Here is a 22,743-nt window from a genome sequence, read left to right as displayed (position 1 = left end):
AAGCCTGCCTCATGTCCGACGTCACCATCAAGCGCGCCCTCCTGTCCGTGTCGGACAAGGCGGGCCTCATCGAACTGGGCCAGGCGCTGGGGAAGCATGGCGTCGAACTGGTGTCGACCGGCGGCACGGCCAGGGCGCTGCGTGAGGCGGGCCTGACGGTGAAGGACATATCCGACCTCACCGGTTTCCCCGAAATGATGGACGGCCGCGTCAAGACGCTACATCCCAAGGTCCATGGCGGCCTGCTCGCCGTGCGGGGCAACCCGGATCATGTCGCCTCGATGGACGCGCATGACATCGGCGCGATCGACCTCGTCGTCGTCAACCTCTATCCCTTCGCCGCCACCGTCGCCAAAGGCGCGGATCGCGAGGAGATTATCGAGAATATCGACATTGGCGGCCCTTCCATGGTCCGCTCCGCCGCGAAGAATCACGAAAGCGTCGCTTGTCTCACCGATCCCGCCGACTATGCCCGGCTGATCGCCGAAATGGACGAAAAGGGTGGCGCGACCAGCTACGACTTCCGCCGCATGCTCGCGGCCAAGGCCTATGCCGCCACCGCCGCCTATGATTCGATGATCGCCAGCTGGTTCGCTTTCGCAGACCAGGGCGTCGCCTTCCCCGAAACGCTCAGCCTGGCGAGCACGCTGGGCGCGACGTTGCGCTATGGCGAAAATCCACATCAGTCCGCCGCCCTCTATCTGCCGGTCGGTCCCACCGCGCGCGGCATCGCTCAGGCGCAGCAGATCCAGGGCAAGGAACTCAGCTACAACAACTACAACGACGCCGACGCCGCGCTCGAGTTGGTCAGCGAATTTCGCGACGGCCCGCCGACCGTTGTCATCGTCAAGCACGCCAATCCCTGCGGCGTCGCCACCGGCGACACGCTGATCGAAGCCTATGAGGCCGCACTCGCCTGCGACAGCGTCTCGGCCTTTGGCGGCATCATCGCGGTCAACCGCCCGCTCGACGGCCCCACGGCGGAGGCGATCAGCGGCATCTTCACCGAAGTCGTCGCCGCGCCCGACGCCGATGACGCGGCCAAGGCGATCTTCGCGAAGAAGAAGAACCTCCGCCTGCTGCTGACCGGCGACCTGCCCGATCCGGCGCGTCCGGGCCTTCAGGTCAAGAGCATCGCGGGCGGCATGCTGGTGCAGAGCCGCGACAATGGCCAGGTCAGCCGCGACGCGCTCAAGGTCGTGACACAGCGCGCGCCGACCGAACAGGAACTCAAGGACTGCCTGTTCGCCTGGACCGTCGCCAAGCATGTGAAATCGAACGCCATCGTCTATGCCAAGGACGGCAGCACGGCGGGCGTCGGCGCAGGCCAGATGAACCGCCTCGAATCCGCGCGCATCGCCGCCTGGAAAGCAAAGGATGCCGCCGAAAAGGCCGGCTGGGCTCAGCCGCGCACCATCGGTTCGGCGGTCGCCTCCGACGCTTTCTTCCCCTTCGCCGACGGCCTGATGGCGGCGGTGGAGGCCGGCGCGACCGCGGTGATCCAGCCCGGCGGATCGATCCGCGACGACGAAGTGATCGCGGCGGCGGACGAAGCGGGCCTCGCCATGGTCTTCACCGGCATGCGCCACTTCCGGCACTGAATCTCATGCAGGTGCGAACGCATCCTGTTCGCACCTGCAAAATCGCGCAAATCCGCCACTTTTTGCCAAGTGGCCTCTTTTCAACCCGTCCTGCCGCGCCTATTTAAGGCGCGACCCTACTTCCACGTCAGACGTGGGGCACAAGACAAGAAAACATGTTCGACAGGAGACAAGGATGAGCATGAAGACGCTGGCGGCCTTTGCCGCCACGATCGCCCTTGCGCTGCCCGCTATGGCCAGCGCCGGCAGCACCAATAATGACGTGATTGTCGATGGCACCAGCGGCACGGAAACCCGGTCGATGACCGTTTCGCTCGCCGATCTTAATCTCGCCCGCGCGGGCGACGTGCGCCGCGCCGATTATCGCCTGATCCGCGCATCCAAGAAAGTGTGCGGTTTCGTCAATGGATCGGTCATCCCCGTGACCGACGATTATCGCAATTGCTACGGTGCCGCGATCGACGGCGCACGTAGCGATTTGACCGCCCTGACCCAGCGTCTGGGCTGATCGGGCCATTGCCAGAGCGCATCCGCCGCGCCTGATCCTTCCCCCACGAAGGGGACTGCAGGGGGCCGTTCCGCATCATGCGGGGCGGCCCTTTGTCTTGGCCGACGCGCCGTCATGCTTACCGGCGATTAACCACTCCTTAGAAGATTTCCTTCACTCCGGTCGGCACGAAGACCATCGGGGGACCATATTGCCATGCCGCGTACCGATCAGAAGGTGGATGTTGCCATTATCGGGGCTGGCCCGGCCGGCCTGACCGCCGCCTATCTGCTGACCAAGCAGGGCTATAGCGTTGCCGTGATCGAAAAGGACCCGACCTATGTCGGCGGCATCAGCCGCACGGTGGAGTTGAATGGCTTTCGCTTCGACATTGGAGGCCACCGCTTCTTTTCCAAGTCGCAGCAGGTGGTCGACCTCTGGAACGAGATATTGCCCGACGATTTCATCCAGCGCCCGCGCATGAGCCGCATTTATTATGAGGGCAAATATTACAGCTATCCTCTGCGCGCGTTCGAAGCGCTGCGCAATCTGGGCCTCTGGCGCTCGACGCTCTGCATGGCGAGCTTCGCCAAGGCGAAACTCTTTCCCAATCGTGACATCCGCTCCTTCCAGGACTGGACCGTCAACGCCTTCGGGCACAAGCTGTTCTCGATCTTCTTCAAGACCTATACCGAAAAGGTCTGGGGCATGCCGTGCGATGAAATGTCGGCCGACTGGGCAGCACAGCGGATCAAGGGCCTGTCGCTCTGGGGCGCGGTCAAGGATGGGCTCAAGCGTAGCCTTGGCCTCAACAAGACGCCCAATGACGGCATGGCGACCAAGACGCTGCTGGAAAGTTTCCGCTATCCGCGCCTTGGCCCCGGCATGATGTGGGACGCGGCGCGCGATTATGTGGTCGCGGGCGGCAACCAGGTGCTGATGGCGCACAGCTTCAAACGGCTGGAGGAAGACCAGACGCATGGCACATGGCGGCTCATTGCCGACGGCCCCGATGGCGACGTCACCATCCGCGCCGGCCATGTCATTTCCTCCGCGCCGATGCGCGAACTGGCCGGCCGCATCCACCCGCTGCCCGCTACGCTGCCGCAGGCGATGGACCTTAAATATCGCGATTTCCTGACTGTCGCGTTGATGGTGAAGGGGGATGATATCTTCCCCGACAACTGGATCTATATCCATGATCCGCGCGTGCAGGTCGGCCGCATCCAGAATTTCCGCAGCTGGTCGCCCGAAATGGTGCCCGATCCCACGCTCGCCTGCGTGGGCCTCGAATATTTCTGTTTCGAAGGCGACGGCCTCTGGTCCTCGACCGATGCCGATCTGATCGCGCTAGCGACACGCGAAATGGCGCAGCTTGGCCTGTGCGAGCCGCAGGATGTCGTCGGCGGCGCGGTGGTGCGTCAGGAAAAGGCCTATCCCGTCTATGACGACGCCTATGCCGCCAATGTGCTGGCGATGCGCACCGAATTGGAGGCGCGCTATCCCACGCTCCACATGGTCGGGCGCAACGGCATGCACCGCTATAATAACCAGGATCATGCGATGATGACCGCGATGCTGACGGTGCGCAACATCATCGCCGGCCGCCGCGTCCATGACGTGTGGCAGGTCAATGAGGATGCCGAATATCATGAGGCCGGCGCGGAAGGACAGGATGTAGACGCGCAGCCCGCGCTCGCCAGCGTCCGCGCCGTCCCCGCCCGGCTCAAGGCGGCCTGACCCCATGGCCTCCCGCCTGCGGGCGGCGGTCCTGCCGGTCGCGCGCCTGATGTTCGCCCGCTATCTGCTGGCCAGCATCATCGCGCTCGCCAGCGACTTCGCCCTGTTCCTGCTGCTGGACCGCCTGGGCCTGCCGCCGGTCGCGGCGGCGTGCGGTGGCTATGCCGGCGGCCTGCTGGTCCATTGGGCGATCAGCGTCCGCTTCGTCTTCGACACCGGCGCAGGGCCATCGCATGGCCAGCGCCTCGCCTTCATCGCCAGCGCGCTGCTGGGCATGGGCATGACCATGGCGATGGTCGGCGCGCTCAGCCTCGTCGGCACCGCGCCTGCGCTCGCCAAGCTCCTGTCCGTCCCGGTCAGCTTCCTCACCGTCTATGCGATCCGCAAATATGGCATCTTCGCCCGCGCCTGACCTGCGCCGCGCCGCGCTCTGGGCAGGGCTGGCCTGGCTGGTCTGCTGCCTCGTCCTGCTGTGGCTCTACCATGGCCGCTTTTCCGCGCCCGCCTTTCGCGATCCCGATGATGCGATGCGGCTGGTGCAGGTGCGCGACTGGCTGGCCGGCCAATCCTTTTTCGATGTGTCCCAGCATCGGGTGAACCCGCCCCATGGCGGGCCGATGCACTGGTCGCGAATCGTCGACATGCCGATCGCGGCCTTCATCCTCCTCCTGCGGCCGTTGCTCGGCGCGGCGAGCGCCGAGCTTGTCGCCTGCATCGCCGTGCCGCTGCTCCTGCTGGGCGGCCTCGTCGCCGCCGCCTTCACCGCCGCGCGCCGGGTCGCGGGCAGCGCCGTAGCGCTGGTCGGCGTCATCCTGCTGCTGACGTCGCCCAGCATCCTGGTCCAGTTCGCGCCGCTGCGCATCGACCATCATGGCTGGCAGATACTGCTTGCCGGCGTCGCGCTGATGGGCGCGTTCGATGGGCGCCCGGCGCGGGGCGGCGTCATCGCCGCCCTGGCGCTGGCGACATGGCTCCAGATTTCGAGCGAGGCGCTCCCCTATGCCGCGCTGTTCGCCGCTCTGTTCGCGCTGCGCCACTGGATCGACCGGAATCAGGGGCCGCGCTTCCTCGCCTTCGCCGTCACGCTCGGCCTTAGCGCCGCAGTCCTGCTCACGCTCCTACGCGGGCCGGGCGCGCTGCTCGCCACCCATTGCGACGCCCTGTCCTACGCCTATGTCTGGCCGCTCGTCGCGCTGGCCCTCGCCGCTGCCCTCGCCGGGCGCGTCATCGGCCTCGATACGGCCAGGCGGCGGCTGATCGTCGCCGCGCTGGCGGGCGGCGCGGCGGTCCTGACCTTCCTCGGGACCGGCGGCCCCTGCCTGTCGGGCGATCCCTTCGCCGCGCTCGGCCCGGTCGCCTATCGCCTCTGGTATCTCAAGGTCATGGAAGGGCGGCCGATCTGGGCGCAGGACCTTGCCATGCGCGGCGCCATCCTGCTGCCGGCGCTGGCGGGTCTGGCCGGCGCGCTGCTGGCGGCATGGCGCTCATCCGGCGCGGCGCGGGCGCGCTGGGTGACGCTCGCGCTGCTGATCGTCGGCGCGACGCTCGTGGCGATGCTGGTGATGCGCGCCCTGTCGGTCGCCCATCTCTTCGCGCTGCCGGGCATCGCCTGGCTCATCGTCCTGCTCTTTCGCCGCGCCCAGGCCGCACGCAGCCCCATCATCCGCGTCCTTGGTTCAGCGGCGCTGGTGCTGCTGTCGCCAGCGGGGCTGAGCGCTGGCTGGATCGCGCTTGTCTCCAGCCACCCGGCCGAGGACAAGAGCGCCGCCGCCGACTGCCGCGCCCAACTCCTCCTCGCGCCGCTCGACCGCCTGCCGCCCGCCACGCTGTTCGCGCCGATCGACATGGGCCCCGACATCTTGCTGCGCACCCGCCACAGCGTCATCGCCACCGCGCATCATCGCAATGTCGCGGGCCTGACGCAGGTTATCCGCGCCTTCGTCGCCGACCCGCAACAGGCGCGATCCATCGTCGCGGGCAGCGGCGCGACCTATCTGGTCGGCTGCGATTCGCTGACGGAACTGCGCTCCTACGCGCGCGAAAATCCTAAAGGGTTGGCCGCCATGGTCCGGCAGGGCCGCGCGCCCGATTGGCTGGAGCCGCTGCCGGGCAAGGGGCCGCTGCGGATATGGCGGATCAGGCGGGCTGGAAGCTGAGCGCCACGCCGTTCATGCAATAACGCTTGCCCGTGGGCTTGGGACCATCGTCGAACACATGGCCCAGATGCCCCCCACAGCGCGCGCAATGCACCTCCGTGCGCGGATAGCCCAGCGCGAAGTCGCGACTGGTGCCCACTGCGCGCGGCAAAGGCGCCCAGAAACTGGGCCAGCCCGTGCCGCTGTCGAACTTCGTCTTGCTGCTGAACAATTTTTGCGCGCACCCCGCGCAGGCGAAGATACCCGCGCGATGCTCCTCATTGAGCGGGCTGCTATAGGGGCGCTCGGTCGCTTCCTGCCGCAACACCTTATAGGCCCAGGGGCTCAGCTTCTTGCGCCATTGCGCGTCGCTCAGCGTGTAGGCATAGGCCGCCTCCGCCTCGCCCGGCAATAATTGCCACAGCGCCACAGCGCCCACGCCGCTGGCGACACCGCCCAGGAAATGCCGTCTGTTCATGGCCAACGGCATAGCGCAATCAGCCTGTCGCCGGCCTGAACAGCTGCTTCCACCAGCGCCCGCCCGACTGCATCACATGCCGCCGGAACAGCAGCACGCCCACGCGGATGATCAGCGCCACGAACGCCGCCTGCCATAGCAGCGCCAGCAGATGCGGCCACACCGCCGCCTCCTGCCCCGCCCGCGCGATCATCGCGAAGGGCGAACTGAACGGGAAGATGCACGCCGCGATCTCGGCCGGCGACCCCATATGGTCGACGGCATAGCTGGCGAAGAAGAAGATCAGCATCTGTCCCATGGTGATCGGCATGTTGAGCGTCTGCACTTCGCGCACGGTCGCCGCCTGCGCGCCGATCCCCAGGAACAGCGACCCAAGCAGCGTATAGGCCATGGTGAAATAGGCGAGCGCCAGCGCCAGGAAGATCGGCCATCCCACCGCCGGCGCGGGCAATGCCGCCGGCTGCCCGCCCGCCGCCAGGAAGATGGCGAGCGCCGTCCCGCCCCAAAAGGCGATGCCCACCAGGCTCATCGCCAGCATCGCCATCAGCTTGCCCAGGAATATCGCGTCGATCGGCACGGCCGCGGCCAATATCTCGATGATCTTGTTCGTCTTTTCCTCGACCAGGTTGGACAGGATCATGCCGGCCAGCAAGATGGTGAGGAAAAATATCACCACCTGCGCTGCCCGCCCGATCAGCAGTTGCGCCTGCGCCTGCGCGCCAAGGCTTTTCGCCACTTCCTGCCGCTCAACCGGCACGAAGCGCAACGTCCGTTCCGCCAGCGCCGCCGTCGCCAACAGGCTGACGTCGCCCTGCAACCGGTCCAGATCCTCGGGCTTTCCCGTCAGCACCGGGCGCGTCAGGCTGCCCGAGATAATCGCCACGACCTGCGAATCCGGGTCCGCCAGCTGCGCGCGCGGGTCGGGCGTCAGCGGCGCCCGTTGCAGGCGCGGCAGCGCATCCGCGCCCATCCGCTCGGTCAGCCGCCGTTGCGCCCGCAGCATCGCCGCCGTCTCCGCCGGGGCCAGCGCCACGCCCACTGCCGGCCGCAGGTCCGACCGCGAAATCCGCTCGCCCAGCCCGCCAAAGGCAAAGCCGATGACGATCGGCAGCAACGGCCCCAGCAGGAACAGGATGAAGGTGCGCGACAGCACCACCGCGGTGAAATCACGCCGGGCGATGACGAACGCCGCGCGCCACAATGCCCTCATGCCCGCGCCTCCTTGCCCGCTTCCTCGCGCATCTGCCGCGCCACCGCTTCGCCCGCGATCGCGACAAAGGCGTCGTGCAGCCCCGGCCGCTCGATCGACAGGCTTTCGATCCCCGCCCGGTCGTCGATCAGCGCGCGCAGCAGCGGCTCTATCCCCTCTGCCGGCAGGGCGAAATGCCACGCCCCTTCCTGCGCCATCGTGTCGGGCGGCAATGCGCGCCGCCATGCCCCGTCGGTCGCCCGCGTGCGCAACCGCACCTGTGGTTGCAACCGGTCGCGCGCCGCGCTGACCGTGCCGTCGAAACGGATGCGCCCGCCCGCGATGATGGCGACCCGTTCGCACAGCCGTTCGGCATGGGCGATGACATGGGTGGAAAACAGGATGGTGACGCCGCGCCGCGCCTGTTCGCGGATCAACGCCTCCAGCTTTTCCTGGTTGATCGCGTCCAGCCCGGAAAAGGGTTCGTCCAGCACGATGAGGCGCGGCTCATGCACGATCGTGCCGAACAATTGCACCGTCTGCGCCATCCCCTTGGACAGTTGGCGGATCGGCTTGGCGATGGCCGCACCCATGCCATGATCTTCCAGCAAAGCCTTGGCGCGGCGCCGCCCTTCCGCCAGCGGCAATCCGCGCAGCGCCCCCATGAAGGCGATCGCCTCATAGGCTTTCATCGACGGATACAGCCCGCGCTCTTCCGGCAGATATCCCACTTGCCGCGCCATGCGCAAAGGCTGGCTGGCCCCCAGCAACCGCCGCTCGCCCGCATCCGGGTCGACAATCCCTAGCAAAGTGCGCAGCAATGTCGTCTTGCCCGCGCCATTGGGGCCTAAAATGCCGTAAATCGCGCCCGTCGGCACCGCGATGTCGACGCCATCGACCGCGCGGAAGCTGCCGAATGTCTTGACAAGCCCATGGCCTTCGACCGCGAAGACGGGCATAGGGGCGGTCAGGGGAGCGGGGGAAGAAGCCGGGGTGTCGCCGATCATCCCGCCCTGATAGTCTGGACCCGTGGCCGTGCCTACAGAAACATTGGAGCAGCGCCTGAAGGCGCAGGCGCAGCAGCTGGGCTTTGCCGCCTGCCGCATCGCCGACGCCGACGCCGCGCCGCAAAGCGCCGCGCGGCTGCGCGCCTGGCTGGACGCGGGCCATCATGGCGACATGCTGTGGATGGAGGAGCGTGCGGAGCAACGCGGGTCGCCGCGCGGCTTGTGGCCCGCCGTGCGCAGCGTCATCATGCTGGGCATGAGCTATGCGCCCGCCCGCGATCCGCTGGCGCTCGCCGATGCGCCCGACCGCGCGCGCTTTTCGGTCTATGCGCAGGGCAAAGACTATCACGATGTCGTTAAAAAGGCGCTGAAGGCGCTCGCCCGCTGGCTGGTGGAACAACCCACGCGCGAAGGCGAAGCAAATGCCCTCAAGGTCTTCGTCGACACAGCGCCGGTGATGGAAAAGCCCCTTGCCGCTGGCGCGGGCCTGGGCTGGCAGGGCAAGCACAGCAACCTTGTCAGCCGGACCCACGGCAGCTGGCTGTTCCTGGGGGCCATCTATACCGAACGCGCGCTGACGCCCGATGCGCCGGAACGCGACCATTGCGGCAGCTGCACCGCCTGCCAGGCCGCCTGCCCGACCGACGCCTTTCCCGCCCCCTATGTCGTCGATGCGCGGCGCTGCATTTCCTACCTCACCATCGAACATAAGGGGCCGATCCCGCAGGATCTGCGCGACGGCATCGGCAACCGGGTCTATGGCTGCGACGATTGCCTGGCGGTCTGTCCCTGGAATAAATTTGCCGACCATGCCGCCGCGAACAAGGCGTTCCTTGGCCGGGCCGAACTCGCCGCGCCGGACATTGGCGACCTGCTGGACCTCGATGACGCGACCTTTCGCGAGATTTTCTCCGGCTCGCCGATCAAGCGCATCGGCCGCAATCGCCTCGTCCGCAACGCCGCCATCGCCGCAGGCAACAGCGCCGACCCGCGCCTGCTCACACGCTTACGCCCCCTATGCGACGATGAAGACCCCGTCGTCGCCGAAGCCGCCGCCTGGGCCATCGCCAAACTCACCGCCTGACGGGGGGCGGTGGCCGGCCATCGGCACCAAATCATCCTCCCCTTTGGGGGAGGTGTCAGCACGCAGTGCTGACGGAGGGGTGTCCCCCTCTCGCCCCGCGCCTGCCCCGGAAACAGCTTGCGCGAAAGAACGCGCCCTCGCCATCCAAACCCAAGACGACCTACCCGCCCCCCGTCATCCCCGCGAAAGCGGGGACCCATCTCTCCCCGCAATGCTCCATCAGCCACGACGCTGTGCGCCCGCGTCCCCCCATCCTATTTTCTTCCAAAATAGGATTTCGCCTGCTTTACCCTTGGCGATGCACCGCCGCCCCTTTCCTCGCCCTTTCGCGCTCTCCTGCGGTCCCCGCGACCACTGTCGCGTTGCGGTCGCTTCGGTGTCGCTTCGCAGGCGCTTAGGTGTCGCTTCGCACCCCAAAAGGCCCCACGACACTGTGAACTTCGGGCAATCGGAACAGCGCCGCCTATTTGCTCTGGAGCGCGCTCACGCAGGCGGCCGGATCGACATCCGCGCCGGTCGGGTTGCGCGCGTCGACATGCGTCACCACCGGCTCCTTGCCGCGCGCGGGCGCATAGAGATAGGCGTCCAGCACGCAGCGGCCATTGGCGAATTGCAGCTTGCGCACCGTGGTTTCCCGAATGTCGAGCCGGGGCGTGCCGAACAATTGCGTCAGGCGGCGCGCATCCGACCCCAGCAGAGGCCCCTGTTTCTGAAAGGCGCTGGCCGGCGGGCCGGCGGGCGGCGGAGCGTAGCTGCCCCGGGGAACGACCGATCCGCCACAGGCCGCCAGGGGGGCGAGCAGCAGGACCGACAGGACAGGGCGGGCAATCATCATCGGGTCTTCCGGCCAAGCAGCATATGAACCGCCATAGCCGCGCTGAAGATCGGCGCAAGCAGGTTGACCAGCGGCACCAGGAACAGAAGCGCCGAAACGAGCCCCATGAGCCACCGGCTGCCGCGCGGGATCGGCGGCAGCGCGGGATGACGCGGCTCGACCATGTCGGCCATGTCGCGGCCCAGCAGATAGGCGTTGAGGGCCAGGAACAGGCCGATCGTCCCCACGCCCGTCACCAGCAGCGCGATATAGGCCGGCAGCGCCAGCATGTTCCACCCGATCGCGCGCGCCAGCGAGGCGACCGCCAGCCGCGCGCTGCGCCCCCACCCTACCGGCCGGGCCGCGACCTGGGGATAGTCGGCGCGTTCGACCGCCGCGACGATATCGTCGGCGAACAGCCCCATCACCGCCATCGCCGTCGCCCGGAACAGCAGCCACCCCGCCGCCACCATCGCGATCGCCGTCGCGCTCGCTTCGGCCAGGCCCCCGCCGCCCCAGCCCAGCGCCAGTCGCGCGGCGTGGAAACCGCCCCACAGCATCGCCGCCAGCAGCGCGAACAACAACAGCGTCAGCGCCAGGGTCTTGGCCATCAGGCCCAGCGTCGCCCGCTGGAAGATGGAAGGAATGGCGCGCAGCGCGGCGATCAGGATCATGGGCCTGCTATCCGCCTGCCCGGCCCCGCCGTCAATCAGCGCCGTTGCACCCGCGCCGCCGGCCCGGTAGAGACGGCGCAATTTTATTACCAGCATAAGGATATTGCGTGACCGCTTCCGCCCCCACGCTCGACGTCGTCGCCATCGGCAACGCCATTGTCGATGTTCTCGCCCGCAGCGACGACGCCTTTCTGGCGCAGCATGCGCTGACCAAGGGCGGCATGCAGCTGATCGACGCCGCCATGGCCGAAAGCCTCTATGCCGACATGCCCCAAGCCAAGGAAATCAGCGGCGGGTCGGCCGCCAACACGCTGGCGGGCCTGGCTGCGCTGGGGAAAAAATGCGGCTTCATCGGCCAGGTCAATGACGATCAGCTGGGCGACGTCTTCGCGCATGACGTCCATGCGCTGGGCATCCGGTTCGACACGCCCGCGATGCAGGGCGACGTGCCCACCGCCCGTTGCCTCATCCTGGTGACGCCCGACGCGCAGCGCACGATGAACACCTTTCTGGGCGCGTCGCAATTCCTGCCGGAAGCCGCGCTCGACCTCGACATGATCCGCTCGGCCGGCATCCTCTATCTCGAAGGCTATTTGTGGGACCCCGAACAGCCCCGCGCGGCAATGCGGGCGGCGATCGACGCGGCGCGCGGCGCGGGCCGCAAGGTTGCCTTCACCTTGTCGGACAATTTCGTCATCGACCGGCATCGCGCCGACTTCATCGACCTCATCGACCAGGGGCTGATCGACATCCTCTTTTCCAACGAGGGCGAAATCCAGTCGCTGGGCCAAGTGGATGATTTCGACGCGGCGCTCGCCCGCTTCGCCGACAAGGTGCCGGTGCTGGTGTCGACCCGCAGCGAAAAGGGCGCGGTGGCGGTGGTCGATGGCGTGCGCTACGAAGCGCCCGCCGCGCCTGTCAGCCAGATCATCGACACGACCGGCGCGGGCGACCTGTTCGCCGCCGGCTTCCTCGCCGCCCATATCGAAGGACGCGACGTTGCCGATTGCCTGAGGCTGGGCGCAGCGGCGGCGGCCGAAGTGATTTCCCACTGGGGCGCACGGCCCGAAGCCGATCTTGTGGTGATCCGCGACCAGCTGTTCGCCTGACCGCGCAGGGCCGGAAGGCGCGGCTGGGCCCCCGGCTCAGCCCGCCTTCTGCTTGCGGAACAGCGCGCGGTCATCGGGTCCGAAGCCCCAGCGCCAGATGACCAGCGCATAAGCCCCCAATATTGCCCAGACGCCGACCGCCAGTTCGACCCATTCGAACCGCGCCGGCAGCGCAACGAACCCCGCGCCCACGATACAAGCGACACCCGCCGCGCTCAGCAGCGGCCAGCGCCAGGCATTGATCGGCGCACCTAGCAGCCGCGAAAGCAGCCGCGCCTTCACCAGCGCCCCCAGCGCCAGCGCCAGGCAGAGCGCCAGCGCAGGCGCGGCCGCCACCCACAGGCCCGGCAGTTCCATCTGCCGGGCGAGCAGAATAAGCGCGAAGCTCAGCGCCGCCTGGCACCCGATCATCACCAGCGAAATCATGAGGTTGCGGTGCCGGGCGATATAGACCAGCGCCGATTCGCTCACCACCGCCGTCGCCGCCACGACTTCGGCCAGCAGCAGGAAGGCGAGCGCGCCGGTCCCCCCGACGAAATGCGGCCCCACCAGCCCCATCACCGCTTCGCCCGGAATGCCCAGCGCCAGCGCGATCCCCGCCTGCGCCGCGATGATCCAGAAACCGACCTGGCTCACCTGCTTGGCGATGGCGGCCAGGTTGTTTTCCGCCAGATTGCGGGTGATGACCGGCCCAAGGATCGGGTCGAAACTGGTTTTGAGCTTCTGCGGCAGCGACGCGACCTGCTGCGCCACATAATAGACCCCGATCACCGCCGGGCTGACGAACAGACCCAATATCGCCATGTCCAGCCGGCGCGATCCCCATTCGACGCCATCGGCCGCCGCCAGCGGCAGATTGCGCCGCGCCAGCCGCCATAGCCGCCCGCCATCGGGCCGCCAGCCGCGCGGCAGGCCATAATGGCGCATCAGCGGCAGGAGCGAGGCGGCGAGCGCCGCGATCATCGACACGGCATAGGAGAGGATCAGCCCGTCGCGCGTCGAATAAAAGGCAAAGGCAAAGGCGCCGATGCTGATCGCCCAGGGCTCGATGATCGACCGCGCCCGCACGGTCGCGCCAATATCGAACCGATAGGCGCAGGCGGCCAGCGCCACGTCAGACCCCGCAACCCCGATCACCACCAGCGCCAGCAGCCGATCGAGCCCGTTGATGCTGCTGTTGGGGAACATCGCCTGCGGAAATGCGATCAGGATCGCCGCGCCCAGCAACGACGCCAGCAACGTCACCAGCATCGCATCGGCGACGACATGATTATGCGGCCGCTCGGTCTGGGCGAGCGCCCCGGCGAGGCCGCGCTTGAGGCCCAGCGTCGCGATCTGGGCGATGAATTCCACCACCAGCACGGCATAGGCGAAGCGGCCCAACGCATCCGCGCCATACCAGCGCCCCGCGATGAACAGGAAAGGAAGCCGCGCCGCCAGCCGCAGCAGGAAGCCAAAGATATTCGTCCGCCCGCCCTTCGCCAGCGCGGCGATATCGTCCCGATCATCGGGCAGGGACCGGTCGGTCGCGGTCAGCGGCGGTTCGGCCGGTGTCATGACAGGGAAAAGGATGTGGGCACGGGGCGGTTTATTCGGGTCGCAACGGGCGCGCAAGCAGCGCGTCGATCACATCGGCCAGCGGCGCGGCATCGGCCAGCAGGGCGCAGACCGCCTCCACCACCGGCATTTCGACCCCGGCCGCGCGCGCCGCATCGCGCAGCACCGGGGCGGTATGCGCCCCTTCGGCCACGGTGCGGCGGTTGGACAATAGCTCTGCCGCATGCGCGCCCTCGCCCAGCCCCTTGCCAAGCGAGAAGTTGCGCGAGTTGGTCGACGAGCAGGTCAGCACCAGATCGCCCAGCCCCGACAAGCCCCCCAGCGTTTCGGCGCGGGCGCCACGCGCCAGGCCAAAGCGGGTCATTTCGGCAAAGCCCCGGGAAATCAGCGCCGCGCGGGCGTTGAGGCCAAGCCCCGCCCCCTCCGCAACGCCGCAGGCGATGGCCAGCACATTCTTGACCGCGCCGCCAATTTCCGCGCCGATCACATCGTCGGACAGATAGGGGCGGAAGGAGGGCCGCGCGATCCGCGCGGCGAGCCGCTGGCCCAGCGCCTTGTCCTCACACGCCAGCGTGACGGCGGTCGGCAACCCCTTCGCCACTTCATGGGCAAAGGTCGGACCGGACAGAACCGCGATCGGCGACTCCGGCTGCGCCTGCGCCGCCACTTCCGACATCAGCAGACTGCTGCCCGCCTCGATGCCCTTGGAGCAGAGGACCAGCGGCACGCCCGTAGGGGCCTGCGCCACCACGGCGCGCAGATGCTGCGCCGGGCTGACCACCAGCAGCATCTCGCAGGCGGACAGGTCGCTCATCGAACCAGTCGCGTGGATCGAAGGGGATAGGGGGATATTGGCGAGGTAGAGCGGATTTTGATGGCTGGCGTTGATCGCGTCGACCACGTCCGCTTCCAGCGCCCACAGCATCACCTGCTGCCCATCGCTGGCCAGCAATTGCGCCAGCGCCGTGCCCCATGCGCCCGCGCCAATGACTCCCGCCCTCATGCTTTCACGCCCCTCATGCCTTGACACCGGCGCCGCGCGCTTTTTCGGCCGCCGGGTCGAGCGGCCAGCGCGGCCGTGCGGGAACGCTCAGATCGTCGACCAGCCCAGCGGCGTAGCGCTCCGCGCCCGCCCAGGCGATCATCGCCGCATTGTCGGTGCACAGCCACAGCGGCGGCGCGACGAAGGGCAGGTCATGATCGGCGGCCAGTCGTTCAAGAGCGGTGCGGATCGGCTGGTTTGCCGCCACCCCGCCCGCAACGACCAGCGCGGTGACGCTAGCGCTGCCGCCCAGCGCCCGGCGCGTCCGGTCAACCAGACAGTCGATCACGGCCTGCTGGAACGATGCCGCGATATCTTCGGTCGCATAGTGGCCGGACTGAACCGCCCGCATCACCGCGCTTTTGAGGCCCGCGAAGGAAAAATGCGGTTCCGCCGTGCCAACCAGCGGCCGGGGCAGGGGGACGGCGTTGGGATTGCCCCCTGCCGCTGCCTTTTCCACCAGCGGCCCGCCCGGATAGCCAAGGCCCAGCAGCTTAGCCGTCTTGTCGAAGGCCTCCCCCGCCGCGTCGTCGATCGTCGTGGCAAGCCGCGCATAGTCGCCCGGCCCCTTGACCTTGAGCAACTGGCAATGGCCGCCCGACACCAGCAGCAGCAGATAGGGAAATTGCAGCGTCCGGTCGGCCAGTCGGGGCGAAAGCGCATGGCCCTCCAGATGATTGACCGCGACCAGCGGCTTGCCCGCCGCATGGGCCAGCGCCTTGCCGGTGACAAGGCCGACCATGACGCCGCCGATCAGGCCTGGCCCAGCAGTCGCGGCGATCACGTCCACGTCGTTCAGGCTCATCTTCGCGTCGGCCAGCGCCGCTTCGATCAGGGGGCTGAGCGCCTCGACATGGGCGCGGGCGGCGATTTCGGGCACGACGCCGCCATAGGGGCGATGCACCTCCTCCTGGGTCGCCAGGCGATGCGCGAGAATCTGCCCGTCGGCGCTCACCAACGCGGCCGCGGTTTCATCGCAGCTCGATTCCAGGCCGAGAATGATGGTCATTGCCGCTTCCATCTAATGCCGCTGGTCATTAGAGCAAGCCGGATATGCTTTTCACCGATCGACCGTTGCGCCTGGGCACCAGGGGATCGCCGCTCGCCCTGGCGCAGGCGCGCATGACCGCGCAGGCGTTGATCGCCGCGCATGGCTGGAGCGCGGACGCGATCGAGATCGTCACCGTCCAGACTAGCGGCGACCGCATTCAGGACCGGGCGCTGGCGGACATCGGGGGCAAGGCGCTCTGGACCAAGGAACTGGACCGGGCGCTGGTTGCCGGCGAAACCGATCTGTCCGTCCACAGCATGAAGGATGTAGAAACCGTCCGGCACGACATATTCCATATCGCCGCGATGCTGCCGCGCGCCGACCCGCGCGACAAGCTGATAGGCGCGGCCAGTTTCGACGCCTTGCCCCCCAACCCGATCGTCGGCACCAGTTCGCCGCGGCGCGGCGCCCAGGTCAAACGGCTGCGTCCCGACGCCACCATCACGCTGTTCCGGGGCAATGTCGCGACGCGGCTGGCGAAGCTCGCGGCGGGGGAGGTGCATGCAACCTTGCTGGCGGCGGCCGGGCTGGATCGGCTGGACCAGGGGGATGTCGGCACGATCATTCCGGTCGACACGATGCTGCCCGCCCCGTCGCAGGGCGCGGTGGGTATCGAGATATTGGCCGGCAATGCGCCTGTGATCGACGCTGTGGCTGCGATCAATCATCGCGACACGTTCGATGCCGTGATGATGGAGCGCGCGGTGCTGCGGGGCCTGGGCGGTACCTGCCATTCGCCCATCGCCGCGCTCGCGCTGGTCGATGGCGACGATGTCACGATACGCGCCGAAATCATAAGCCCTGACGGGCAGGAAACGGTCAGTGAGAGCCTGCGCCTGGCACGCGGCGACCTGGATGCGGGCGAAGCCCTGGGCCGCGCGCTGCTCGACCGCGCCAGCCCGGCCCTGCGCGCCCTGTTCGAAGCGTGAGGCCACTCCTCATCCTGCGGCCGCAGCCCGGCGCGGATCGCACGGCGGAGAAGGCGCGGCGGCTTGGCCTGTCGCCTGTGGTGCATCCGCTGTTCGCGCCCGAAATGCTAGACTGGTCTGCGCCCCTGGCGCAGGATTTCGACGCGCTGCTGCTGACCAGCGCCAATGGCGCGCGCTGCGCCGGCCCCGCGCTGAAGGCGTATCGCGCGCTGCCAACCTATGCCGTGGGCCAGGCGACCGCCGCCGCGCTGCATGCGGCGGGCTGGAACGCAGTGATAACCGGCGACAGGGATGGCAGCGCCATCGCCGCGCGGATCGCGCGGGACGGGCATCGCCGCGTGCTCCATCTTGCCGGCACGACCGTCGCGCCGATCGACGCCGGCCCGCTCGCCATCACCCGCATCGCCGTCTATCACATGGCCGCGCTTCCGCCCGATCCGGCGCTAATTGCGGCAGCGACGCCGGGCGCGATCCTTTTGGTTCACTCGCCGCGCGCGGGCGAGCAACTGGGCGCGCAGATGCCGCAATCCCGGCGCGCCGCGCTGCACCTGATCGCGATCAGCCCCACGGCGCTCGCCGCCTGTGGCGATGGCTGGGCCAGCGCCGCCTGCCCGCCGCGCCCCGATGATGACGAGATGCTGGCTCTTGCCCGCGCTTTGTGCGAAGGACAGCAGCAATGACGGACGAACGGGTCAGCATGGATGGCGACAGCATGGATGCAGGCACGGTTCCGCCTGCGCCCGCGCGGCGGCGCAGCCTTTTGCCGCTGTTGATCCTCACCCTGCTCGGCTTTGCCCTGGGTGTCGGCCTGACGGTCTGGGCCTGGCCGCAGATCCAGGCCCGCTGGGGGCGCACGCAAATCCAGAAAACCGCCACGCCTACGCCCCGCGCCAATCGGCCGGCCGCCACCCCGCGCCCGCTTTCCGCCGATACGGCGCAGGTGCTGGATGGGCGCGTCGTGCAGCTCGAAGAAAGGCTGACCCGCATCACCGTGGAAGCGCAGGCCGCATCCGCCAACGCCGCCCGCGCAGAAGGGCTGCTGGTCGCCTTCGCCGCGCGGCGCGCGCTCGATAATGGCGGACCGCTTGGCTATATTGAGGGGCAGTTGCGGCTACGCTTCGGTCAGGCCCAGCCACGCGCCGTCGCCACCATCATCAACGCGGCGCGCGAGCCGGTGACGCTTGCCGATCTGCGCGCGGGCCTTGCCAATATCGGCGACGCGCTGGTCAAGCCGCCGGCCAGCGCCAGCTGGTGGGACGCGCTGGAACATGAAGCGCGCGAGCTTGTCACCATCCGCAAGGCCGATGCCCCCTCGCCCCGGCCCGAAGCCGCCTATGATCGCGCCATGCGCTATCTCGACGGCGGCCGGGTCAGCGCGGCGCTGGCGCAGGTCGAACATATGCCCGGCCGGTCGGTCGCGGAAAAATGGGTGCAGATGGCCCGCCGCTACATGGAGGCGCGCCGCGCGCTCGACCTCATCGAAACGGCGGCGATCCTGGAGCCGCGAACCTTGCGCAGCAGCGAAGGCGCGCCCGTCGCGCAAACCTCCCCGCTCGCGCCCTGATCCGGCTTCAGCCCGGCAGTCCGATCATCGACATCTGCCGCCCATAGCCCGGCTCGCCCCGGTGACAGGCGCGGCGATAGCTGAAGAAGCGCTCGGGCTGGCTATAGGTATCCTCGTCCAGCACCGCGACCCGCTCGACGCCCGCTCCGGCCAGTCGTGCCGCGACATAGCCGCCAATGTCGAATTGCAGATGCCCTGGCCGTCCTGCGGAAAAGAAGCGCGCATTGTCTGCATCCTCCTCCTCGAACCGTCGCGCGAAATCCTCCGTCACCTCGTAGGATGCGCGGCCGATGCAGGGGCCGATCGCCGCGACGATCCGCGATCGCGCTGCGCCCAGCGCCTCCATCGCCGCCAGCGTCGCGTCGGTAACGCCGCCAATCGCGCCCTTCCACCCTGCATGAGCCGCCCCCACCACGCCTGCCGCCGTATCGGCGAACAGCACCGGCACGCAGTCCGCGGTCAATATGCCCAGCAGCAATCCCGGCCGGTCGGTAACGATCGCGTCCGCCTCCGGCCGGGCGTCCATGGCAAAAGGCGCCGTCACCGTCTCGACGCGCGCCGAATGCACCTGCCGCACCGTGACCAGCGCCGCGCCCGGCAGGACGGCGTCGCGCGCCAGGTCCCGGTTGCGGAAAATCGCGTCGCGGTCATCGTCCGATCCCAGCCCGACATTCAGACCAGCATATAGCCCTTGAGACACGCCCCCGCGCCGGCCGGCAAAGCCGTGCGGCACGGCGTCCAGCAAATGCGCCTTTACCAGTTCAACCATGGCGACCCTTGTCCCTTTCATGTCATGACCGCGCAACATACTTGCGCGCAGCGGATTAGGCGATAGTCTGCCCTCCCCATAAGCAAAAGGGGTGCGTCCGGTGGCGTGCCGGGCTAAGGGAATAGAGGTCTTCATGATATTCGGGCGCGTAAAGCCTCTCGACGCCATATTGGCGACAGCGGAAAAGAAATCACTGCATCGATCGCTGGGTGCGTTCCAGCTCACCATGCTGGGCATCGGCGCGGTCATCGGCACGGGCATTTTCGTGCTGACCGCCGAAGCCGCGCAAAAGGCGGGACCGGGCATGATGCTCTCCTTCGTCATCGCCGGCTTCGTCTGCGCCGTGGCGGCGCTCTGCTATGCTGAAATGGCCGCGATGGTCCCGGTGTCGGGCTCCGCCTATACCTACAGCTATGCGGTGATGGGGGAACTGATCGCCTGGATGGTCGGCTGGGCGCTGATCCTGGAATATGCGGTCGCGGCCGGCGCCGTGTCGGTGGGCTGGTCGGGCTATGTCGTCGGCCTTATCGAACATACGTTCCACATGGACATACCCAATTTCCTGACGCGCGGCCCCTATGATGGCGGCGTCGTCAACCTGCCTGCCATGCTGATCGCCGCGCTCGTCACCTGGCTGCTCGTCATCGGGACCAAGGAAAGCGCGACCGTCAACGCCGTGCTGGTCGCCATCAAGGTGGCGGCGCTGACGCTGTTCATCATATTGTCGGTACCGGTCATGAACATGGACGGCTTCTCGCCCTTCGCGCCCTTGGGCTTTGCCGGCATTTCCGCGGCGGCTGCCTCGATCTTCTTCGCCTATGTCGGCTTCGACGCCGTGTCGACGGCGGCGGAAGAAACCAAGAACCCTCAGCGCAACATGCCGATCGGCCTCATCGGTTCGCTCGCCATCTGCACCATCTTCTACATGCTGGTCGCCGCCGGCGTCATCGGCACGGTGGGCGCGCAGCCCGTCACGGCCGGCAATATCCCGATCGCGCAGGGCGGCATCGCGCTGGCGCCCGGCTCCACCGAATTGTCCGCGCAGTGCGCCGCGCTGGCGAAGGCCGGGACGGAAGCTGTCACCTGCTCGAAGGAAGCGCTGGCCTGGACCCTGCGCGAAATCGGCTGGCCCCAGATCGGCAATCTGCTCGGCCTCGCCGCCGGCCTGGCGCTGCCCTCGGTCATCCTGATGATGATGTTCGGCCAGACCCGCATCTTCTTCGTCATGAGCCGCGACGGCCTGCTGCCCGACTTTTTCTCGAAAGTGCATCCGGTCTACAAGACGCCGCATGTCATCACCATCCTGACCGGCATCTTCGTCGCGCTGTTCGCCGCCTTCTTCCCGGTCGGCATCCTGGCGGACATCTCCAATTCGGGCACGCTCTTCGCCTTTGCCGCCGTGTCGATCGCGGTGATCGTGCTGCGCCGGACCGATCCGACGCGCAAGCGCCCGTTCCGCACGCCGGCCATCATGGTCACGGCGCCAATCGCCATCATCGGCTGCATGTATCTGTTCTGGAGCCTGGGCAGCGACACCAAGCTGATGTTCGTGGCCTGGGCCACGGTCGGCCTCATCGTCTATTTTGCCTATAGCCGGAACCGCAGCCATGTGGGTCGGGGCATCGTCGACGTGGCGGAGGATGACGCCGCCGTCCCGCCTCAGCCCGTGCCGCCGCTGCCGGGCGCGCCGACGCCGGGCGGGAAGGACGCCTGATCCAAAGTGAAACGGGGCGGGAAACCGCCCCGTTTTCGTTTACTTACGCCCTACCGGTTCAACAGGGGTCGCGCAGCGCCGCCAGATTGGGGCGGGTAAACAGCTTCCCCCGCTCCGCCCACACAACGATCAGGAAAGACAGGATTCCAAACACCAGAAGCCCCGTCGTGAAGGGCAAGGTCGTGCCATCGAACGCCCGGCCCACCAGGCTTCCCAGTGTTGCCGAAACGGCGGTCGTCAAAAATGCCTGAAAGGATGAGGCGACACCCGCCCCCTTGTGAAAAGGCTCCATCGAAATCGCGCTGAAATTGGCGGCGGTGAAGGCCACCGTCAGCATGGTGAGCGACTGAAGCATCATGAATGTCACCAGCGTTTCCCATCCCATCAGGATCACGCCCATATGGACCGCGGCGATCAGGCTGAAGGCGATCAGCGCGGTCTGGCTCATGCGGCGCGCGCCAAAGCGTTGCACCAGGCGGCTGTTGATCAGGCTGCCGATACCCATGAACCCGGCAATGGTCGCAAAGCCGATCGGGAAGATCCTCGCCGCATCGAACACATCAAAGAAAATCTGCTGGATCGACAGGATGAAGCCGATGAGGCCGCCCATCACGACTCCGCTCGCCAGCATATAGCCGATCGAACTGCGCGTGCGCAGGACCACGCCAATGGTCGCAAGCAGGCCACGCGCTGTGATACGCATCCGATTTTCCACCGCCAGCGTCTCAGGCATCCGCACCAGCATCCAGATGAGGATCATGCTGGCCAATATCACCAGCACCCAGAAGATCCATCGCCACGGCGCCACCCATAATATCGCTTGGCCGAAGCTGGGCGCGATCACGGGGATCAGCATGAAGACGGCAAAGATCAACGACATGACCCGCGCCATCGCGTCGCCGCGGAACCGGTCGCGAATGATGCCGACCGTAATGACCCGGCTGGCGCCGGCAAAGAAGCCCGCACAACCCCGGCCCACCAGCATCATGGCGAAGCTTTGCGCACTGGCGCATAGGACGGATGACGCAATGAACATCGCCATCGCGCTGCCCAGCACGACCTTGCGGCCAAATCGATCCGACAGGACACCGAACAGCAGCGATCCGATCCCCAGCCCCATGAAATAGACACTGATGATCAATTGCCGGTCATTGGGCTGCGGAATGGCGAGGTCGCGTCCGATCGTGGGCAGCGCCGGCAACATCGGGTCGATCGACAAGGCATTCATCGCCATCAGGCACGCGCACAGCAGTACAAATTCCCGAAAATGAATGTCCCGGGGCGGCGATGATGGAGGGTGCAAACTCATGCGCAGGCTATGGGGATTAAGCACCGGCCGCGCCACCCCAAAAGGCATAGGCGGTCACGCCCCGGCGGCGGGATTAATATAGCAAATATCCTGTTAACCATTTTTTATCGACTGCCCCGTCATGGTGCGTCCAACGCACATACCAAAGGGTCGAAACTTTGCTTTAGCGAGATGACAGGGGATTGGTTTCATGGGTAACAGTTTCAAGAGCGCGCAATTTCTGATGGAAGCCCGCATGTCGCGGGCGGCCTATGGATCGGCCGAAGACTGTCTTGATCTTGGCGTCGCCTATAGCTGCGGCACCGGTGATCTGCCCATCGACCTTGTCGAAGCGCATAAATGGTTCAATCTAGCGGCTCTGCGCGGCAGCGAGGAAGGTCAGTCGATGCGCGCCGAAATCGCGGAAGAAATGACTGCACGCCAGATCGCCGAAGCGCAGCGTCAGGCCCGCGCCCTCATCGCATCGCACCAAGCCCGCGCAGCTTGATGC

Annotated in this window: 22 protein-coding genes; 12 read left to right on the top strand and 10 right to left on the bottom strand. The window is 67.2% G+C overall.

Annotated features, from left to right (window positions below; genetic code table 11):
* Positions 1 to 11: 11 nt before the first annotated feature.
* The 5 genes from purH to RLDS_RS40985 all read left to right on the top strand — a co-directional run bounded on the left by purH (position 12) and on the right by RLDS_RS40985 (position 5,984).
* Complete coding sequence (gene purH / locus RLDS_RS41005; protein WP_021226232.1) at positions 12 to 1,601, top strand: bifunctional phosphoribosylaminoimidazolecarboxamide formyltransferase/IMP cyclohydrolase; 1,590 nt, start codon at positions 12 to 14, stop codon at positions 1,599 to 1,601.
* Between the two features lie 175 nt (positions 1,602 to 1,776).
* On the top strand, positions 1,777 to 2,109 hold the full coding sequence (locus tag RLDS_RS41000; RefSeq protein WP_021226231.1) for a UrcA family protein: 333 nt from the start codon (positions 1,777 to 1,779) through the stop codon (positions 2,107 to 2,109).
* Between the two features lie 195 nt (positions 2,110 to 2,304).
* Positions 2,305 to 3,828: an NAD(P)/FAD-dependent oxidoreductase gene (locus tag RLDS_RS40995; RefSeq protein ID WP_021226230.1), complete on the top strand. Its 1,524-nt coding sequence runs from the start codon at positions 2,305 to 2,307 to the stop codon at positions 3,826 to 3,828.
* A 4-nt stretch (positions 3,829 to 3,832) separates the two neighbouring features.
* The gene (locus RLDS_RS40990; RefSeq protein ID WP_021226229.1) at positions 3,833 to 4,240 is read left to right on the top strand and encodes a GtrA family protein; all 408 of its coding nucleotides are present in this window, start codon (positions 3,833 to 3,835) and stop codon (positions 4,238 to 4,240) included.
* The gene (locus tag RLDS_RS40985; protein WP_021226228.1) at positions 4,218 to 5,984 is read left to right on the top strand and encodes a hypothetical protein; all 1,767 of its coding nucleotides are present in this window, start codon (positions 4,218 to 4,220) and stop codon (positions 5,982 to 5,984) included. Before RLDS_RS40990 ends, RLDS_RS40985 begins: the two co-directional genes overlap by 23 nt.
* Here RLDS_RS40985 and msrB read toward each other — a convergent pair.
* The 3 genes from msrB to RLDS_RS40970 are packed head-to-tail and all read right to left on the bottom strand — an operon-like array spanning position 5,965 to position 8,637.
* The gene (msrB, locus tag RLDS_RS40980; RefSeq protein WP_040603808.1) at positions 5,965 to 6,441 is read right to left on the bottom strand and encodes a peptide-methionine (R)-S-oxide reductase MsrB; all 477 of its coding nucleotides are present in this window, start codon (positions 6,439 to 6,441) and stop codon (positions 5,965 to 5,967) included. The two genes, RLDS_RS40985 and msrB, sit on opposite strands and share 20 nt — an antisense overlap.
* 19 nt (positions 6,442 to 6,460) lie before the next feature.
* The gene (locus RLDS_RS40975; RefSeq protein WP_021226226.1) at positions 6,461 to 7,651 is read right to left on the bottom strand and encodes an ABC transporter permease; all 1,191 of its coding nucleotides are present in this window, start codon (positions 7,649 to 7,651) and stop codon (positions 6,461 to 6,463) included.
* The gene (locus RLDS_RS40970) at positions 7,648 to 8,637 is read right to left on the bottom strand and encodes an ABC transporter ATP-binding protein (RefSeq protein ID WP_031298216.1); all 990 of its coding nucleotides are present in this window, start codon (positions 8,635 to 8,637) and stop codon (positions 7,648 to 7,650) included. The genes RLDS_RS40975 and RLDS_RS40970 overlap by 4 nt, the downstream gene beginning before the upstream one ends.
* A 43-nt stretch (positions 8,638 to 8,680) precedes the next feature.
* Between RLDS_RS40970 and queG the strand changes: the two genes are divergently transcribed.
* Positions 8,681 to 9,721, top strand: a complete 1,041-nt coding sequence (gene queG, locus RLDS_RS40965) for a tRNA epoxyqueuosine(34) reductase QueG (protein ID WP_021226224.1) — start codon at positions 8,681 to 8,683, stop codon at positions 9,719 to 9,721.
* A 463-nt stretch (positions 9,722 to 10,184) separates the two neighbouring features.
* Here the strand turns inward: queG and RLDS_RS40960 are convergent, their stop codons facing one another.
* Together RLDS_RS40960 and RLDS_RS40955 are read right to left on the bottom strand one after the other, a co-directional pair.
* Positions 10,185 to 10,556 carry a hypothetical protein gene (locus RLDS_RS40960; RefSeq protein ID WP_021226223.1) on the bottom strand — a complete coding sequence of 124 codons (372 nt, stop codon included), beginning with the start codon at positions 10,554 to 10,556 and terminating at the stop codon, positions 10,185 to 10,187.
* A complete protein-coding gene (locus RLDS_RS40955) occupies positions 10,553 to 11,209 on the bottom strand; it encodes an EI24 domain-containing protein (protein ID WP_031298215.1) in 657 nt (218 codons plus the stop codon). Before RLDS_RS40955 ends, RLDS_RS40960 begins: the two co-directional genes overlap by 4 nt.
* Positions 11,210 to 11,316: 107 nt before the next feature.
* On the opposite strand from RLDS_RS40955, the gene RLDS_RS40950 reads away from it, so the two are divergent.
* Positions 11,317 to 12,318 (top strand): adenosine kinase, encoded by a 1,002-nt coding sequence (locus RLDS_RS40950; protein WP_021226221.1) that lies wholly within the window; start codon positions 11,317 to 11,319, stop codon positions 12,316 to 12,318.
* Between the two features lie 36 nt (positions 12,319 to 12,354).
* Here RLDS_RS40950 and RLDS_RS40945 read toward each other — a convergent pair whose 3' ends face one another.
* Genes RLDS_RS40945 through tsaD form a run of 3 tightly spaced genes read right to left on the bottom strand, consistent with a single transcriptional unit; the run spans position 12,355 to position 15,926 of the window.
* A complete protein-coding gene (locus RLDS_RS40945; protein ID WP_021226220.1) occupies positions 12,355 to 13,875 on the bottom strand; it encodes a lipopolysaccharide biosynthesis protein in 1,521 nt (506 codons plus the stop codon).
* Between the two features lie 31 nt (positions 13,876 to 13,906).
* Positions 13,907 to 14,878, bottom strand: coding sequence for an NAD(P)H-dependent glycerol-3-phosphate dehydrogenase (locus RLDS_RS40940; RefSeq protein ID WP_021226219.1), 972 nt, complete (start codon positions 14,876 to 14,878; stop codon positions 13,907 to 13,909).
* 13 nt (positions 14,879 to 14,891) lie between these two features.
* Complete coding sequence (gene tsaD / locus RLDS_RS40935) at positions 14,892 to 15,926, bottom strand: tRNA (adenosine(37)-N6)-threonylcarbamoyltransferase complex transferase subunit TsaD (protein ID WP_021226218.1); 1,035 nt, start codon at positions 15,924 to 15,926, stop codon at positions 14,892 to 14,894.
* 44 nt (positions 15,927 to 15,970) lie between these two features.
* Here tsaD and hemC point away from each other — a divergent pair, with 44 nt between their 5' ends.
* From hemC to RLDS_RS40920, 3 genes are read left to right on the top strand one after another with little or no spacing between them, the layout of a single operon-like run.
* The gene (hemC, locus tag RLDS_RS40930) at positions 15,971 to 16,897 is read left to right on the top strand and encodes a hydroxymethylbilane synthase (protein ID WP_021226217.1); all 927 of its coding nucleotides are present in this window, start codon (positions 15,971 to 15,973) and stop codon (positions 16,895 to 16,897) included.
* On the top strand, positions 16,894 to 17,577 hold the full coding sequence (locus RLDS_RS40925; RefSeq protein WP_021226216.1) for a uroporphyrinogen-III synthase: 684 nt from the start codon (positions 16,894 to 16,896) through the stop codon (positions 17,575 to 17,577). The genes hemC and RLDS_RS40925 overlap by 4 nt, the downstream gene beginning before the upstream one ends.
* The gene (locus RLDS_RS40920; protein WP_021226215.1) at positions 17,574 to 18,461 is read left to right on the top strand and encodes a hypothetical protein; all 888 of its coding nucleotides are present in this window, start codon (positions 17,574 to 17,576) and stop codon (positions 18,459 to 18,461) included. The genes RLDS_RS40925 and RLDS_RS40920 overlap by 4 nt, the downstream gene beginning before the upstream one ends.
* A gap of 7 nt (positions 18,462 to 18,468) precedes the next feature.
* Here the strand turns inward: RLDS_RS40920 and pgeF are convergent, their stop codons facing one another.
* Positions 18,469 to 19,230 carry a peptidoglycan editing factor PgeF gene (pgeF, locus tag RLDS_RS40915; protein ID WP_021226214.1) on the bottom strand — a complete coding sequence of 254 codons (762 nt, stop codon included), beginning with the start codon at positions 19,228 to 19,230 and terminating at the stop codon, positions 18,469 to 18,471.
* A gap of 133 nt (positions 19,231 to 19,363) precedes the next feature.
* Between pgeF and RLDS_RS40910 the strand changes: the two genes are divergently transcribed.
* Complete coding sequence (locus RLDS_RS40910) at positions 19,364 to 20,944, top strand: amino acid permease (protein WP_021226213.1); 1,581 nt, start codon at positions 19,364 to 19,366, stop codon at positions 20,942 to 20,944.
* A 58-nt stretch (positions 20,945 to 21,002) separates the two neighbouring features.
* Here RLDS_RS40910 and RLDS_RS40905 read toward each other — a convergent pair whose 3' ends face one another.
* Positions 21,003 to 22,253, bottom strand: a complete 1,251-nt coding sequence (locus tag RLDS_RS40905) for a multidrug effflux MFS transporter (RefSeq protein ID WP_031298214.1) — start codon at positions 22,251 to 22,253, stop codon at positions 21,003 to 21,005.
* Positions 22,254 to 22,443: 190 nt separating this feature from the next.
* On the opposite strand from RLDS_RS40905, the gene RLDS_RS40900 reads away from it, so the two are divergent.
* Entirely contained in the window at positions 22,444 to 22,740 is a 297-nt protein-coding gene (locus RLDS_RS40900) for a hypothetical protein (protein WP_021226211.1), read from the top strand.
* The last annotated feature ends 3 nt before the right edge of the window (positions 22,741 to 22,743 follow it).

Source organism: Sphingobium lactosutens DS20 (genome assembly GCF_000445105.1).
Taxonomy (GTDB): domain Bacteria; phylum Pseudomonadota; class Alphaproteobacteria; order Sphingomonadales; family Sphingomonadaceae; genus Sphingobium; species Sphingobium lactosutens.
The sequence above is the reverse complement of the archived record's forward strand: the minus strand, read 5'-3'. Positions and strand labels throughout refer to the sequence as shown.

Coding starts and splice junctions, on each gene's coding strand:
- RLDS_RS40970 (WP_031298216.1), bottom strand. CDS start 8,637: ATGATCGGCGACACCCCGGCTTCTTCCCCCGCTCCCCTGACCGCCCCT.
- RLDS_RS40955 (WP_031298215.1), bottom strand. CDS start 11,209: ATGATCCTGATCGCCGCGCTGCGCGCCATTCCTTCCATCTTCCAGCGG.
- RLDS_RS41000 (WP_021226231.1), top strand. CDS start 1,777: ATGAGCATGAAGACGCTGGCGGCCTTTGCCGCCACGATCGCCCTTGCG.
- purH (WP_021226232.1), top strand. CDS start 12: ATGTCCGACGTCACCATCAAGCGCGCCCTCCTGTCCGTGTCGGACAAG.
- RLDS_RS40995 (WP_021226230.1), top strand. CDS start 2,305: ATGCCGCGTACCGATCAGAAGGTGGATGTTGCCATTATCGGGGCTGGC.
- RLDS_RS40975 (WP_021226226.1), bottom strand. CDS start 7,651: ATGAGGGCATTGTGGCGCGCGGCGTTCGTCATCGCCCGGCGTGATTTC.
- RLDS_RS40990 (WP_021226229.1), top strand. CDS start 3,833: ATGGCCTCCCGCCTGCGGGCGGCGGTCCTGCCGGTCGCGCGCCTGATG.
- RLDS_RS40920 (WP_021226215.1), top strand. CDS start 17,574: ATGACGGACGAACGGGTCAGCATGGATGGCGACAGCATGGATGCAGGC.
- RLDS_RS40985 (WP_021226228.1), top strand. CDS start 4,218: ATGGCATCTTCGCCCGCGCCTGACCTGCGCCGCGCCGCGCTCTGGGCA.
- RLDS_RS40960 (WP_021226223.1), bottom strand. CDS start 10,556: ATGATGATTGCCCGCCCTGTCCTGTCGGTCCTGCTGCTCGCCCCCCTG.
- RLDS_RS40945 (WP_021226220.1), bottom strand. CDS start 13,875: ATGACACCGGCCGAACCGCCGCTGACCGCGACCGACCGGTCCCTGCCC.
- RLDS_RS40905 (WP_031298214.1), bottom strand. CDS start 22,253: ATGAGTTTGCACCCTCCATCATCGCCGCCCCGGGACATTCATTTTCGG.
- RLDS_RS40900 (WP_021226211.1), top strand. CDS start 22,444: ATGGGTAACAGTTTCAAGAGCGCGCAATTTCTGATGGAAGCCCGCATG.
- RLDS_RS40910 (WP_021226213.1), top strand. CDS start 19,364: ATGATATTCGGGCGCGTAAAGCCTCTCGACGCCATATTGGCGACAGCG.
- tsaD (WP_021226218.1), bottom strand. CDS start 15,926: ATGACCATCATTCTCGGCCTGGAATCGAGCTGCGATGAAACCGCGGCC.
- hemC (WP_021226217.1), top strand. CDS start 15,971: ATGCTTTTCACCGATCGACCGTTGCGCCTGGGCACCAGGGGATCGCCG.
- pgeF (WP_021226214.1), bottom strand. CDS start 19,230: ATGGTTGAACTGGTAAAGGCGCATTTGCTGGACGCCGTGCCGCACGGC.
- msrB (WP_040603808.1), bottom strand. CDS start 6,441: ATGAACAGACGGCATTTCCTGGGCGGTGTCGCCAGCGGCGTGGGCGCT.
- RLDS_RS40940 (WP_021226219.1), bottom strand. CDS start 14,878: ATGAGGGCGGGAGTCATTGGCGCGGGCGCATGGGGCACGGCGCTGGCG.